Source organism: Calditrichota bacterium (genome assembly GCA_014359355.1).
In the GTDB taxonomy this organism is placed as follows: Bacteria; Zhuqueibacterota; Zhuqueibacteria; order JANLFK01; family Oleimicrobiaceae; genus Oleimicrobium.
In genome coordinates this window covers 14,139-28,187 of sequence record JACIZP010000371.1, presented here as the reverse complement: position 1 = coordinate 28,187, position 14,049 = coordinate 14,139, and the positions used below count along the sequence as shown (strand labels likewise).

The 14,049-nt window shown below is 63.1% G+C and carries 15 protein-coding genes; 6 read left to right on the top strand and 9 right to left on the bottom strand.

All coding sequences use genetic code 11. From position 1 onward, the window contains the following. From H5U38_15610 to H5U38_15585, 6 genes are all read left to right on the top strand, one after another. Positions 1-723, top strand: a 723-nt coding sequence (locus tag H5U38_15610) for a hypothetical protein (GenBank protein ID MBC7188452.1), incomplete at its 5' end; no start/stop codon positions are given. Beyond that, a complete protein-coding gene (locus H5U38_15605; GenBank protein MBC7188451.1) occupies positions 720-1,952 on the top strand; it encodes a glycosyltransferase in 1,233 nt (410 codons plus the stop codon). The genes H5U38_15610 and H5U38_15605, both read left to right, overlap by 4 nt. Positions 1,953-1,956: 4 nt before the next feature. Further along, the gene (locus H5U38_15600; GenBank protein MBC7188450.1) at positions 1,957-2,733 is read left to right on the top strand and encodes a DUF3108 domain-containing protein; all 777 of its coding nucleotides are present in this window, start codon (positions 1,957-1,959) and stop codon (positions 2,731-2,733) included. Further along, the gene (locus H5U38_15595) at positions 2,733-3,941 is read left to right on the top strand and encodes a glycosyltransferase (GenBank protein MBC7188449.1); all 1,209 of its coding nucleotides are present in this window, start codon (positions 2,733-2,735) and stop codon (positions 3,939-3,941) included. The genes H5U38_15600 and H5U38_15595 overlap by 1 nt, the downstream gene beginning before the upstream one ends. A gap of 3 nt (positions 3,942-3,944) precedes the next feature. Beyond that, a complete protein-coding gene (locus tag H5U38_15590; protein ID MBC7188448.1) occupies positions 3,945-4,955 on the top strand; it encodes a radical SAM protein in 1,011 nt (336 codons plus the stop codon). A gap of 4 nt (positions 4,956-4,959) precedes the next feature. After that, on the top strand, positions 4,960-6,561 hold the full coding sequence (locus H5U38_15585; GenBank protein MBC7188447.1) for a CehA/McbA family metallohydrolase: 1,602 nt from the start codon (positions 4,960-4,962) through the stop codon (positions 6,559-6,561). Positions 6,562-6,584: 23 nt separating this feature from the next. On the opposite strand, the gene H5U38_15580 is transcribed toward H5U38_15585, so the two are convergent. From H5U38_15580 to H5U38_15540, 9 genes are all read right to left on the bottom strand, one after another. Then, positions 6,585-7,061, bottom strand: a complete 477-nt coding sequence (locus tag H5U38_15580) for a hypothetical protein (protein MBC7188446.1) — start codon at positions 7,059-7,061, stop codon at positions 6,585-6,587. Continuing rightward, positions 7,042-8,481 carry a UDP-N-acetylmuramate:L-alanyl-gamma-D-glutamyl-meso-diaminopimelate ligase gene (gene mpl / locus H5U38_15575; protein MBC7188445.1) on the bottom strand — a complete coding sequence of 480 codons (1,440 nt, stop codon included), beginning with the start codon at positions 8,479-8,481 and terminating at the stop codon, positions 7,042-7,044. Before mpl ends, H5U38_15580 begins: the two co-directional genes overlap by 20 nt. Then, positions 8,478-8,966 carry a thioredoxin family protein gene (locus tag H5U38_15570; GenBank protein ID MBC7188444.1) on the bottom strand — a complete coding sequence of 163 codons (489 nt, stop codon included), beginning with the start codon at positions 8,964-8,966 and terminating at the stop codon, positions 8,478-8,480. The genes mpl and H5U38_15570 overlap by 4 nt, the downstream gene beginning before the upstream one ends. Further along, positions 8,963-9,826 (bottom strand): DUF4115 domain-containing protein, encoded by an 864-nt coding sequence (locus H5U38_15565; protein MBC7188443.1) that lies wholly within the window; start codon positions 9,824-9,826, stop codon positions 8,963-8,965. The genes H5U38_15570 and H5U38_15565 overlap by 4 nt, the downstream gene beginning before the upstream one ends. After that, a complete protein-coding gene (maf, locus tag H5U38_15560; GenBank protein MBC7188442.1) occupies positions 9,823-10,410 on the bottom strand; it encodes a septum formation inhibitor Maf in 588 nt (195 codons plus the stop codon). Before maf ends, H5U38_15565 begins: the two co-directional genes overlap by 4 nt. Positions 10,411-10,448: 38 nt before the next feature. Continuing rightward, complete coding sequence (locus tag H5U38_15555; protein ID MBC7188441.1) at positions 10,449-10,901, bottom strand: D-tyrosyl-tRNA(Tyr) deacylase; 453 nt, start codon at positions 10,899-10,901, stop codon at positions 10,449-10,451. 42 nt (positions 10,902-10,943) lie between these two features. Then, positions 10,944-11,867: a geranylgeranylglycerol-phosphate geranylgeranyltransferase gene (locus tag H5U38_15550; GenBank protein ID MBC7188440.1), complete on the bottom strand. Its 924-nt coding sequence runs from the start codon at positions 11,865-11,867 to the stop codon at positions 10,944-10,946. 242 nt (positions 11,868-12,109) lie between these two features. Continuing rightward, positions 12,110-13,180 carry a hypothetical protein gene (locus H5U38_15545; protein ID MBC7188439.1) on the bottom strand — a complete coding sequence of 357 codons (1,071 nt, stop codon included), beginning with the start codon at positions 13,178-13,180 and terminating at the stop codon, positions 12,110-12,112. Between the two features lie 297 nt (positions 13,181-13,477). Continuing rightward, positions 13,478-13,939, bottom strand: coding sequence for a hypothetical protein (locus tag H5U38_15540; protein MBC7188438.1), 462 nt, complete (start codon positions 13,937-13,939; stop codon positions 13,478-13,480). Between the last annotated feature and the right edge of the window lie 110 nt (positions 13,940-14,049).

Here is a 14,049-nt window from a genome sequence, read left to right as displayed (position 1 = left end):
GGCATGGTATCCTACTTCACGCCGGGTGTGGGCCTGGTAGCAGGATTCTCGCCGGTGAGCTGGGGGCCGCGCTCGCGACTTCTGTTGCGCCTCATGGAGATGGACGATTTGGCCTTGGCCTGCGTGGCAGCCGGAAGTATCGGCGTAGGCGTGCCGCTCACCTGTAGCGGGGCGAACTTGGGCTACCGCAAGGAGGTCTATGAGGAGGTAGGCGGTTTCTCCGGCGTGGAGCACTTGCTCTCCGGCGACGACGATCTATTTCTGCACAAGGTGGGGAGGACCTCTTGGCGCTGTCGCTACGCGCGCGATGCGGCGACCATTGTGCCCTCCGGCGGGCCGCAGAGCTTCCGGCAGTTCCGCCACCAGCGCACCAGGCACGCCTCCAAGGGTTTCTTCTATCCCGCGTGGCTCACCACCCTGCTCATCCTGATTTACCTGTTCCATTGCGGCCTGATGGCGGCGGTGCCCATGGCCTGCTTAGGCGTAATTGCGCCGCGCGTGGCCGTGCTGGCCTTTGCCATGGCCTTGGTGCCTGAGTTCTTGCTGGTAGGCTATGGAGCCGCTCTCTTCCGGCGTATGCATTTGTGCCTCTACTTGCCGTTGGCTGCGCTGCTGTACATTCCGTACGTGGTGGTCTTTGCGGCATGGGGCACCTTGGGCAAGTTTGCCTGGAAGGGTGCCGTGGCCCATCGCGGCTACCGGGTCAGCGAGGTCGAGGTATGATGGCCTGGTTCCCCCCTGTGCTTGGCGCGCTGACGGCCGTCTACGTGGGCGTGGTGCTGCTCTTTCTCTTAGGCCTCTTCTTCCCAAGGCGGGGGCTAAACGAACGCCAGTACCGCGTGTCGGTGGTGATCGCTGCCCGGAACGAGGAGCGCACCATCGAGTCCCTGCTGCAGGATTTGGCACGGCAGACCTACCCGAGGGACAGGTACGAGGTCATCGTGGTGGACGATGGTTCCGTGGACCGCACGGCAGAGATCGTGCAGCGCTACGTGCGCGCGTATCCCAACTTCCGCTACCTGCAGCCGGCACCAGGGGATGGCACCTTGAGCCCCAAGAAGCAGGCCTTGGCCACCGGCATCGCCCAGAGCAGCGGCGAACTCATCTTGACCACCGATGCCGACTGCCGCGTGCGCTCCACCTGGATCGAGGCGATGGTGTCCTACTTCCTGCCGCGCGTGGGCATGGTGGTGGGTTTTTCCCAGCTGGGCCGACCAGGCGAGCAGCGCAGTCTGTTTGAGCAGCTGCAGGCGGTGGACTTTTTGGCGCTCATGTCTGCGGCGGCCGGTTCGTGCAATTTGGGCTTTCCGCTGGCAGCCTCCGGGCAGAACTTGGCCTACCGGCGCTGCGTGTACGAGGAGGTTGGCGGCTTTCGGCACATCGGACATCGCGTCTCCGGGGACGATGTGCTCCTGGTGCAGCTGGTGCGCGGTCGGACGCGCTGGCGGCTGCGCTTTGCGGCAACGCCCCGCGCCTACAATTCCAGCCTGCCCGAGCCCAATCTGCGGCGCTTCTTTCATCAACGGGTCAGGTGGGCCTCTAACGGCGCGTTCCAGACGAAGCAAAACCTGATCTTTTTCGGTTATCTGCTGAGCGTCTACCTGTACAACCTCTCCCTGCTCGCTGGTGTGGTACTCGCGCCGTTCGTGCCGGCGCTGCGCGGGCCGGTAGCGGCCTCATTTGCCGCCAAGGCAGCGGCGGAGCTTGCGCTCTTGGTGCGTGGTGCGCTATTCTTTCGCCGCAGCGACCTGCTGGTCTATTTCCCGCTTTGGACATTGTTAGAAGTCCCGTACGTGGTAGTCGTCGGGTTGGTGGGCACCTTTGGCAACTTTACCTGGAAGGGGCGGAAGATGAACAGTACGCTCACCCGACGGCAGGCTGAAGAGCGGCTGCCCCACCCGGAAGATGCCACCTCCCCCGACGGAGAATCAGCCACTGCCGATCAGGAGTAAGCCCATGATACCTTCACTCACTCTGCTCGTGGTGCTCGGCTGCTGTTGGTCCGCAGCCGCGGGCGCTGCGCAACCGGCCAGTTCTGAGCATGAACGGCTCACCTACAAGATGCACTACGGGAGCTTCAATGCCGGGACCTTTCGCACGGAAGTGTTGCCAGGCGAAAACGGGGCCCTCACATTGAAGGCAACCATGCAGACCACTTCGCTCTATCGTAAGTTCTTCTGGGTAGACAACGTGTACGAGGCTTACTTAGACGCCGAGCTGGTGCTGCGCCGGCTCGTCAAGCAGATCCGTCAAAAGAACCTGTCCCACACCATGGACATCGCTTTTGACCAGGAGGCAGGGATGGCACGCACGGCGGACGGGCGCACTTGGGAGGCACCGGCAGGGACGCGTGACATCCTTTCCCTTGTGTACCACCTTCGCACCTTCCCCTTGGCGCCCAAGGAAAAGCGCACCTACACCCTGGACGGCGAGGGTCTGACCTGGGAAGTGAGCGTCGAGCGCATTGGCCAGGAAGAGGTAGAGACGGCAGCCGGCACGTGCCGTGCGGACAAGGTGCTGTTGCGCACCAAGAGCCCCTCTTCCCGGTGGCGGGCGTGGAAAACCGACATTCTTACCAACCGGCTTTCCGGCATGGGCTCCGGCGTGCTCATTTGGTTCAGCACAGCAGGCACGAGAGTGCCCGTGCAGATGCTCTTTCCCGCTTCACCGTTCGATCTGCGCATGAGCCTGGAGCGGTGTGAAGGAGCATCGCTCACCGGTAAGGAGCGCTGATGACTGCTTGGCTGGGCCTGTTGCTGCTGGTCGCTTCTGCCTATGTGTGCGCCGGGATAGCGCTGGCCCTGGCAGGCAGGCGTAGGCACGACCGACGCAGCGAAGATGTGCCGCACGTGAGCATCGTGGTTGCGGCGCGCGACGAGGAGGCCAACCTGCCCCACTGCTTGGCTTCCCTGGCAGCCTTGGACTATCCGCGGGAGAGGATGGAGCTCATCCTTGTGGATCACCAGAGTCGCGACCACACCGGGGAGCTTCTTGCTGCCTTCTGCGCACAGCACCGCCACGCCCATCTGGTGCGGGTTCAGGATGGCACCACGACCCTCTGCGGCAAGGCTGCGGCCGTAGCGGCCGGCATCGAGCGGAGCAGCGGAGAGATCGTGCTCATGACGGATGCCGACTGCGTGGTGCCGCCCACGTGGGTGCGAACCATGGTCAGCCACTTCGACCGGGACACAGGGATGGTCTGCGGCTTCACCACCGTCGCAACCCATTCCAGCGATGCGCGCGCGCTTTTCGTTCGCGCGCAGGCTTTGGACTGGCTGTTCCTCCTTGCCGCCGCCTCAGGGGCTGGGCTCTTGGGCATGCCGTTGACCTGGGTGGGCAACAACTTGGCCTTTCGTCGTCAGGCCTACGACGAAGTGGGAGGTTATCACGGGGTGGGCTTTAGTCTGACTGAGGATTTTGCGCTCTTCAAGGCAATTTCCAAGTCCACGGCGTGGAAGGTGCGGTTCGTACGCGACGGCCATGCGTTGGTGCTCACCCAGCCATCGAGGAGCTGGCGGGAGTTGCTGCACCAGCGCCTGCGCTGGGCAGTGGGCGGTAGGTCGGTGGCGCCGCCGGGCAAGGTGTTGCTGGCACTGGGCGGCGGCGCGCGCCTCTTGCTGCCCCTGGCGATGATCCTTGCGGTGCACCACCCAGCGGCGGCGATTCTGCCGCTCGCTGTGATGCTCACCGACTTTGTCCTTCTCCGTGGCACCTGCGCAGCCCTGGGCCTTAAGACGCCGCTCAAGGCACTCGTCGCCTTTGAGGCACTGTTTGCCACCTACGTGGTGGCAGGCGCGGCCCTGCTCCCCTTCTTGCGGGTGCTGACATGGAAAGGGACCTCGTACCCCTTGCGTGCGCTGCGCCACTCGCACGCGATTGCGCCGCACGGTGTCCTTGCCGACGACTCTCTCGCGGCAGTCGAGCAAGAATCCTGGAGCTGAGCCATGCCCTCCTGGCGCAGTGCACCCCTGCTGTGCCTCTACTACATCACCTACCGCTGCAACGCCGGCTGCCGCTACTGCGACATCTGGCAGCGGCAGGACTTGCGCGGCGTGCGCGATGCCGATCCGTATGAAGTAGTCAGCAATCTGCGCCAACTCAGGGCGGCAGGTGTGCGGTTTGTGGACTTTACCGGAGGGGAGCCACTCCTCTACAAGCAGCTGCCTGAGGTGCTCCGCGAGGCCAAGGCCTTGGGGTTCTACACCACGGTCACCACCAACACGCTCCTCTACCCCGCCCGCGCCCGCGAGTTGCGCGGGTTAGTGGATTTCCTGCATTTTTCCTTGGACACGCTCGACCCCGCCAAGCAGCGCCTCTGGCGCAAGCGGCCCGACCCGGAGCACGTCCTGGAATCGGTGCGCATAGCCAAGGCCATGGGCGAAGCCCCTGACCTGCTTTTCACTGCCACCAAGGAGTCCTATCGCGAGCTGCCCTCTTTGGCCCGGCTTGCAGCAGAGCTACGCTGCGAGCTCATTGTCAACCAAGTGTTCTGTGCCTCGCCCGAGCATGCGTTGGACGAGCCGGCGCTGGCTGCCCTCGATCGCTTTCGTGCTGCCCCCTTCGTCTACCTGAACAGGGCCTTCCAGCGCCTGCGACGGGAGGGAGGGAATTCGACGCGGGCGCCCCGTTGCCGCGCGGTGAGTGCCACCGTGGTCATTTCCCCGGACAACGAACTTCTGCTGCCCTGCTTCCATCGCGCGTGTGCGCGGCTGCCCATTGCCGGCGACTTGGCCGCGGCCCTTGCCTCGCCGTTGCGCCGGCGGTTCACTCGCCTCCAGGGACGGCTTGCGTTTTGTCAAGGCTGCGCCATCAACTGCTACTTTGACCCGTCGTTCCTGTGGCGCATCGACAGCTTTTTCGTGGAGAGCCAGCTCAGCAAGTTGCGCTACGGGCTGGACAAGTACCTCCGGGCACGAGCGCCCTTCCCCAGGCAGACGGCGCGGAGAGGAGCGTAAACCGATGCGTCTTTTCCCTTTCGTCCCCTGCCTTTCGTACGCCGAGACCCATTATTCATTTCGCTTCTTCCCCTCCCGGTTGCGCAAGGCGGAGCCGGAGGTGGTGCTGGACGTGCCGCATCGCCTGGAACCTGGGCAGAGGCTCCCCGTGCTCGTGTTGGTGAAAGACGCCCACCTTTTCCCCATCGAGCTATGTAGCGTCGAGGTGGAGCTCATCACGCCCTGTAATGGAACGCTGAGGTTGCCCGTCACCTTCCAGCGGCAGGCAATCAAGGAGCCATGGTGGCACACCGTCCTCTTTCTGCCACGTCCAGAGGGCGTGAGGGGTCCCTGCCAGGTGCGCGCGGCGGTCTCGGTAGTAACAGGCGGTGAGCGCCGGACCTATGTGAGCGACAACTACCGGCTTTCTACCCATGCGCCGTTGGCATGTCACTTTGCTGAGGAACCCCTCCCAAGGGCCGAGGGGTGGCACTTTGGCGACCTCCACTGCCACAGCGCGTTCACCAGCGACCAGGTGGAGTTTGGGGCGCCGATCGCGGCGACACTGGCCATGGCTAAGGCCCAAGGCCTGAGCTTTTTCGCCATCACCGATCACTCCTATGACCTCGACGACAGCCCGGAGAGCGCCCTGCGCAACGACCACAGGCTGCCAAAGTGGCACCAGATGCAGGCAGAGGTGGCCAGGCTCAACGCAGAGGCCACAGGCTGTGTGGTCATCCCTGGCGAGGAGCTCTCCTGCGGCAATCGCTACCGCCGCAACGTGCACCTTTTGGTGTTGGACAATCCTGATTTCTTAGAAGGTGCGGGGGATAGCGCGGAAAGGTGGTTGCGCACCAGGCCGGAGCTGAGCGTGGCGCAGGCGCTGTCGCGGCTGCGTTCGGGGGCGCTCGCCTATGCTGCCCATCCGGAGGACCGCACGCCGCTGCTGCAGTGGCTGCTCATCCGCCGCGGCAGGTGGACCCGGGCGGACTATCGCCACCCACGACTCAATGGCCTGCAGCTCCTCAATGGCCACACGGATGTCGCTGCCAGGAGGACACTCCGTCGCTGGGTCAGCCTCCTTCTGGCCGGCCAGCGCCTGACCATCGTCGCCGGCAACGACGGCCACGGTAATTTCGCCCGGTTCCGCCAGATCGGCCTGCCCTTCCTCACCATGCGGGAGCACTGTCACCAGATCTTCGGCGCCGCGCGCACAGGTGTGCTTGTCGAGGGCGAATTGACGCTCGCTTCGCTCAAAGCTGCGCTGCGCCAAGGAAAAACATTAGTCACCACCGGCCCCTTCTTGGAGCTGCGGGCGGAATCACCTGCGGGGACCGCGCACATCGGCGGGACCCTTCGCGGCTCACCTGCGCGACTAGTGGTAACTGCCAAGTCTACCGCGGAGTTTGGGCCACTCCACCGGCTGACCATCTGGTTGGGCAAAAAAGGAGCAAGGCGGGAGGAAATCCTGTGGGACTGCAATCGCTTCCCGGAGAGGTTCCAACACCGCGCGGAGTTAACGGTGGAAAACCATGCGGACGACCTCTATGTGCGAGGGGAACTCTCCTCCCGCGGGCCCAATGGGGAACATGTCTGCTACACCAATCCGATCTGGCTGACGGCCTGACCGGCGCAGCCCAGCCGGCGGCGTCAGAGCAGTTTGATCCTCTTGATGATCCGCTTCAAGCCGCGGCCGTAGCGCACCGGTCGGATTTCCACGTGGCGGTCTGGGCCCTCGCCCACGCTGGTGGTCTCCAAGTCCGTGTACTGCTTCAGCGCGTTGTGCACCACAAAGCGTTCAAAACTCCCCATGGGCGGCAAGGCCACCACGCACTGCTTCTGCCGTGCCTCTTCGGCCTTTTGTTCGGCGAGCCTGCGAATGTTCCCCACCGGGAAGACTTTGAGCACATAGTCGCCATCGTTGCGGTAGGTCTTGGTTGCAAAGTCCGGGTTGCCGTCGAAGAAACGATGGATGCGCTTGCGTTCGAACGCAGTCAGGTCTTTCAGCGTCGCCGGAACGCATGAGTCACGCAGGTTGCGCTGCACCTCGATCAGGATGCGGTCGATTTTGCTCATCTTGGGACGTGGTTTCCCCTCCCCCTTCTTCTCACCGCTGCCTTGCCCCATCGCCGTACTTCCTCTCCAGAGCAGTTTTTAGCTTGTCGTGAATGCCCTCAAAGTCGCCGTTACTCAAGGTCACAATGACATCGCCAGGACGCGCGTGGGCAGCCACGAATGCCACGATGGCGTCCACGTCTGGGAAGTGATGAGCATCCTTGCCCCCCGCCCGCAGGTCGGCCACCAGTTCCGGCACGGAGAACAGCTCCTCCGGCCGCACTTTGTCCGGCCGATGCACCGGCGCCACCACCACCTGTTCTGCGGCATCAAAGCTCTGCGCAAACTCCTTCTGAAACACCTTGCGCCGCGCCGTGGCGGTCCGTGGCTCGTACAGCGCCCAGATGCGCGCTCCAGGCTGCAAGGCACGCACCCCACTGAGCGTCTCCCTGATCGCCGTGGGGTGATGCGCAAAGTCATCGTAGATCTTGATACCGTTGACCTCCGCCCGCAGTTCCAGCCGCTTCCTGACGCCCTGGAAGGTGGCCAGCGCGGCGGCAATCTCCTGGCAGCTCAGGCCCAAGAAGCGGCAGGTCGCAATAGCAGCCAGTGCGTTGCGCACGTTGTGCGTGCCCATCAGCTGCGTGTGGAACTCTCCCTCTTTTTTCCCTTGGTACAAGGCGACAAAGCGGGTCCCCCCGTCAGCGAAGGCGGTGTCCACCGCGCGCCAGGCTGCGCCCTCTTTTAGGCCGAAGGTGTGCACCGGACACAGCGCGCGCGGCGCCAGCTCCATCACCACCGGGTCGTCGGCACCGGCTACCAGCAGGCCGTTGCGAGGGATGATGTTGATGAAACGGCGGAAGGCCAACTTGATCTCGTCCAAGCTGGTGTAGATGTCCGCGTGGTCGAACTCGATATTGTTGATGACTGCCACGTCGGGCAGATAGTGCATGAACTTGGGCCCCTTGTCGAAAAAGGCGGTGTCGTACTCGTCCCCTTCCACGACAAAGTGCCGACCCGAGCCATACTTGAAGCCCTGCTGGAAGTTACAGGGCACCCCGCCGATGAGAAAGCCAGGGTCCCGGCCGGCGCATTCCAAGGCCCAGGCAATCATCGAGCTGGTGGTCGTCTTGCCGTGGGTGCCGGTGACCACCACCGAATAGCGATCGCGCAGCACAAACTCCTTAAGAGCCTCAGGCATCGAGGTATAGTGGAGCTTGCGCTCCAACACGGCTTCCACCTCGGGGTTGCCACGCGACATGGCGTTGCCTATGACCACCAGGTCCGGGGCGGGCTCCAGATGGGCGGCGTCAAAGCCCTCGTACACGGGGATGCCCTGCGCCGCCAGGAAGGTGCTCATGGGCGGGTAGACGTCCTTGTCCGAGCCGCGCACCCGGTAGCCGAGCTTCTTGAGCATGGCAGCCAACGCGGCCATTGCTGTGCCGCAGATGGCGATGAAGTAGATGTCAGCGCCGGGCTCAACGCGTCTCATGCACCAGACCTTCCCAACAAAAGAAGGGCGATGTCTTGCTCGATGGTCAGCGAAGGCGTCTCCACGACGCGCCCAAGCTCGACGCCATCGACCATCACCACGAAAGTGGGCACGTGGTCGATCGCAAAACGTTCGGCAACGCCTCCGGGATCCCGCTTGCTGCGGTCCAGTGCCAGCAACTTCACATGCAGGCGGGGGTTGTCGGCAGCGTAGATGCTCTTCAGGAAGCGTGGTACCTCGCGGGCACAATCCGGGCACCAGGTGCCCAGGAAGACCAGCAGGTCGACGTCGTGCTCATAGCTCCGCAGAACCGCTATTGCTTCTGCGTTGGGCTGGTAGTTGTCAAAGTCAGCCCGGTAGTTGTCCATTTCCATGAGGAGTTTGTCCTGTGTGAGCCAGCCAGTGAGAATCTTGGGGCCCTCCTGCTTCTTGCCGCAGCCCGCCACGAGGAGGACCATGCCCAGCAGGAGCAGTTTCCACCTCATAATTCCCTCCTCCGCAGCCCGCCGCGATACTGCTCCACTGCGGACTGCTCCAAGTCGACGGGGCTGACGCTTCTCTTGCTTGCTACGCCCGTCCTGGCGACGATGCCCGTGCGGTCGATGCGGAGAGCCAGTTCCTCCCCCTTTTCACCCAGGCGGCCCAGTGGTCTGCCATCGAGGGTGAGCATGATGGCTCCGGCGTCAGCTACCTTGAGCGAGAAGCCATGGCGGGCGCGCCAACTCCGGCGCTCGCCGACGGCATAGGCGGCATCGCTGAGTGTGCTATCGTCCGCCGCGACCTGCACCCAGGTGTTGTCCACCACCTCCATGTCGAGCCGAAGTTCCGTCGCAGCCTCCTCTCCGGTCGCCACCTGACCCACGGGGGACTGCGCCGCCTTCGTGCGGCTGCCAAACAGCGTGTGGTAGTTGCGCGCGTAGATGGCAGAGAGCGCGAGGATAACGGCCGCGCCACCCATCGCCAACGTCGCGGCATGTTTCTGCCTGCTCACCAGCGCCTTCAGCTTGGCCAGGAGGGACTTGACCCACGATTCGCCTGACGGGTGCTGCACAGGGAGAACCGGCTTTGCCTCCTGGAGTCGCTCCCGCACACGGTCGAGCGGTTTGAGCATGGTCGACGGCTCCAAGCCTACCTCCTGGGCATAGGCGCGAATGAAGGCGCGCACATATGGCTCCGGCAGAAAGCCGAAGTCGCCCTCTTCGATGCTCTGCAGGTATTTCGGATTGATTTTGGTCTTCTTGGCCACGTCGGCCAGCGACGCCTTCTTCCGCTCCCGTGCCCGCTTCAGCTCATCACCAATCGCCCGACAAATCCCTTTGACGCCGGCGGTCTCATCAACAGTCACGCTTCACTCCTTTGCCGACAAAAGTCCCTGCAGGCCAGGTAGAACTTGGCCAGCGGGAAGCCAACCACGTTATAGAAACACCCTTCGATGCGGTCCACGAAGATGGCGCTCAGATCTTGGATGCCGTAAGCGCCCGCCTTGTCCAGTGGGCTGCCAGTGGCCACGTACGCCTCGATCTCTTCTTTGCTCAGCTCGCGGAAGTGGACTCTGGTGAGCTCATGGTCCACCAGCTCACGCCCGCTTGGCCTCTCCACCAGCGCAAAGCCGGTGTAGACCTCGTGCGTCTTCCCGCTGAGCAGGGCCAACATGGCGCGCGCCTCATCTGCATCGGCCGGTTTGCCGAGCAGGCGGCCACCCAGCACCACAACGGTGTCAGCGCCGATCACCAGCCCGCAATCCACCTGCGCCGCAACTTCTCGCGCCTTGGCCAAGGCAAGCTCACGCACGTGGCGCACCGGATCCTGGACGCCGCCGTTTTCCTCGACGATGCTACTGGGAACGACGTCAAACTCCAGGCCCAGCAAGCGCAAGAGCTGAGCACGCCTTGCCGAGGCAGAGGCGAGAATCAGCCGCCTGTCCCGCAAAGATAGCAACTCTGGTGCCACGCCCTGTTCCTGCGCTGTCACTGTTCGCCTGGAGGAGTGTCTACAATCACCGTGACCGGGCCGTCATTGTTGATGTGCACCACCATGTGGGCCCCGAAGACCCCTTCGGCCACCGTCAGCCCGTACCCGCGCAACGCGCGCACGAAGTGTTCGTACAAAGGTCTGGAAACCTCCGGCGGTGCCGCGTCGGTGAACCCAGGACGGCGCCCTCGCCGACAGTCGGCGTACAGCGTGAACTGCGAGATCGCCAAGAGCTCGGCGCCCACGTCCAAGGCAGAGAGATTGAACTTGCCTTGCTGGTCGGCAAATATACGCAGATTGACGCACTTTTGCGCAAGGAATTCAGCATCCGCTCTGGTGTCGCCGTTGCGCACCCCTACCAGGATCACCAGTCCTTTGCCGATAGATCCGCGGACGGTGCCATCTATCTCGACGGATGCCGAGGTCACTCGCTGTAACACTGCGCGCACGGGTTCACCTCTGACTCTGGCACCAAACGACCCGCCTGAAAGTCAGCGCCCCACATAGATCGCCACCAGCCCGACGAACATGTCCGCCTTAAGAAGCTCGCTCAGGCGGTGCAAAGTCGAAGGGTCTGGCTGCCGCCACATCTGGACCACCACGTACGCCACCACCGTATCCACCCCGGCGACCACCACCAAGAGGTAGGGGAGGTCATAGACGCCTCCGAGGTACGGCAGCGGCGTCACCACCACGACCAGCGCGTACACTGCAGTGGCCACCATCAATGCCGTGCGCCGACCGTGGCGGATGGGCAGCGTCATTGCGCCCTCCAGCCGGTCCCCATGCATATCCTCCACATCCTTGATAATCTCGCGTCCGAGGTGAAAGAGGAGCGCGAAACCAGCCGGAATGAGCGCAGCCGCGGGCCTTCCCACCGCCAGTCCGCCGTAGATGAAAGCTAAGGCAGTGGCCGCGCTCACCACCAGGTTGCCCCATAACACCGTCCGCTTCAGTCGCCAGCTGTACACGTAGAGGAGCGTGGCCGTGGACGTGGCCACCAGCAGGGGGACTGGGCCGATAGCTGCGCCAAGGACGCTACCCAGGAGAAGGAGCGCAAGAGCGAACACCTGGGCTTGGCGCCTCGTGATTTTTCCCGCGGGCAGGGGCCGATACGGCTTGTTGCGCCGGTCTATCTCCAGGTCAAAATAGTCGTTGATGGCATTGGCACCGGCAGCTACCAGGCTACCGGACGCGCAGGCGATGAGCACGTGGCGCAAGGGCTGGATAGTGCCCGTCACCAGCGCCCCTACGAAGATGGACAGCCCTCCGATCAACACATTCAGCGGACGGGTGAGGATGACATAGGACCAGATTCGCGAGAAGCACTTGGTGGAACGTGCGGCCTCCGGGTGCCGTCTTTGCTCTTCGTGCGGGTGCAAAGTACGTGAGGGGGCAACTCTCCTACTTGGCACAGATCATTTCCAGCCTGCTGAGGGTCCATCTCTATGCAGAAGCACTGCAACTTCGGCAGCGCGCCATCTTCTCAATCAGTTGCGGACATTGAAATATAGCGATATGGTGCAGGAAAATCAAGGGGCAAATGGGGGGCATTGGCGAGGTCGGGGCATTGCTCCACTTCCTGCCGCAGCGTTCGGGGCCCTGCCCAGCTGGCCGATCGCCTCACCTCTGGCACACTCGTCGGTGACTTGCGTCTTCACCCGCCCTTCGCCTTTCTGTTCGGCCCTCGCGTTTTGCAAAGATAATAGCTGGTTTCTTCCACGGTCGGCCACCAGGTAGGCCCCATGAAGTAGACAATGTCCCTGATGCCGACCGCCAATGCCGCCTCAACCTGCTTCAGGACCAGTTCAGCCTGCTCACTGGCGCTGCGTTCCTTGGAGAAAGCAAACCCTGAGGTGGGCATGAACCAGACCTCGTGACCAAATTGCTGCTCCCGCCACAGTCGCGCAGGCAGTCTCTGAATTCGCTCCTCGCGCAGGTCATAGTCCCAGTCGACAATGACGGTGTGCAGGTCGATTTCCTTGGCGATCTGCTCAAACTCCTGTTCAAACACCCAGGGGATGGGAAAAGTGAAGAGTCGCACCTCAGGGACGTATCGGCGAATTGAGGTTTCCAGGGCCGAGCGTTGAAAGCGCAGGCTCGTCGCCATGAAGAATCGCTTTGCCTCCTGGTCGGTGGCCGAAAGGAGGCTCTTCCCGTGAGCCGCCCGGAATTCCTCCTGACATGCGTCGCAGAAGCACGGGCGCCAAAATTCGGGTGGATGTAGAATCACGCCGGCAAAGCCGCGATACCGTGTGAGGCACTCCTCGATCACCCCGAGGCAATACCTGCGCGCACCTTCCTTGTGATGGCACATGATGCCCGATTGCACCTGGGGGTGACCCTCTCGGTCGCAGATGGCCAGCTCGGGGTGGCGCGAGGTGTATCCCTCGGCATGCCCAGTGGTGGAAAAGACGGCGACGAGAAAAATACCCCTGTCAACACACCAGTTCACCACCTGCTGGAAAAACTCAGCTTTGGCATTCGGGTGCCGGACATCCACGCATTCTGGAAATCTGGCGCTCGCATAGGGCAGGGCATGGCCCATGAGGTAGACGAAGAGGGTGTTGGTGCCCAGACTCACCAGGCGGTCGAGGCGCTCTTGCCAGGTGCGCAGGTCCCAGGTAGAAGTCCACTCGGGGCCGAGGACTGGTGGCACGTCAAAATCACCCAGCCCGAGGAACAGATAGTAGCCGTAGTGGTTCAGCTGTGTGAGTTCGCCCGTCATCGCAATCCTCGCCAATGGCCAAGGCCTCCGTTGAGCGAAGATTGCGGCTGGCCCAGCGAAGTCCGGGTTCTCTCCGTACGTTGCGGCGGCTCCTGCCGCAGCCCGAAGAGTCTGCGGGCGTCGCTCTCACCAGCAGCCACTCGCCGGCTCTGGCTCCAGCTCCTGGGCTGCGCACCGGGGCGTGGGCGGCAAAGCAAAGGTGGGTTTGCCTCGGGCAGTGGAGAATCGCCTGCTACAGTTCTTACCCGCCGTGGGCGCTCGGCCCGGTCGGTACTACACGTCCGCTACCCCCCTACGTCAAGCGGGGTCGCCCTCCCGCCGCAACGCTTTCATGTGCCAGCGCACGCCGAGCTGGGCACCAAAGAGCGTACACAGGAATTGCAGAAAAGGAGAAACAAAGATCATGAGCAGCAGCCAGCCAACAAAGCTCGCCCGAGGCCGATAGAGAATCATGGGGATGCCAAAGTTGGCTAACTCAGCCTCCGTGGCCCTCAGCTTGAGTGCCTGTGGACCCCAAAGCACCAGCATGCACACGAAGGTCAGTGCCGAAGTCACTGCTGCCCAGAAAAACATCTTGTCAAGGAGCAGGTCCAGGCGAAGGGAGTTTGCCGCCAGCCGGCGACCCAGGTACCAGCCAACCGGTACACCGAGCGCGATGCAGAAGATGGGCACACCCATTCCCAGGCCGAGACAGAGGATGTCAGCAAAGGCGTAGAGGAGCAACGCCCGTCTGCGGGGTAGGTGCAGGAGGTTTCGCATTCGCTTCCCTTCGTACAATCTTCACCCGCCGTGAGGCCGAGTTTGCTGCACCACTCGCGGCCGCCGCTGCTCTGGCAAGAATCGAGGGCGCGGTAGACGTGCGCCTGGGG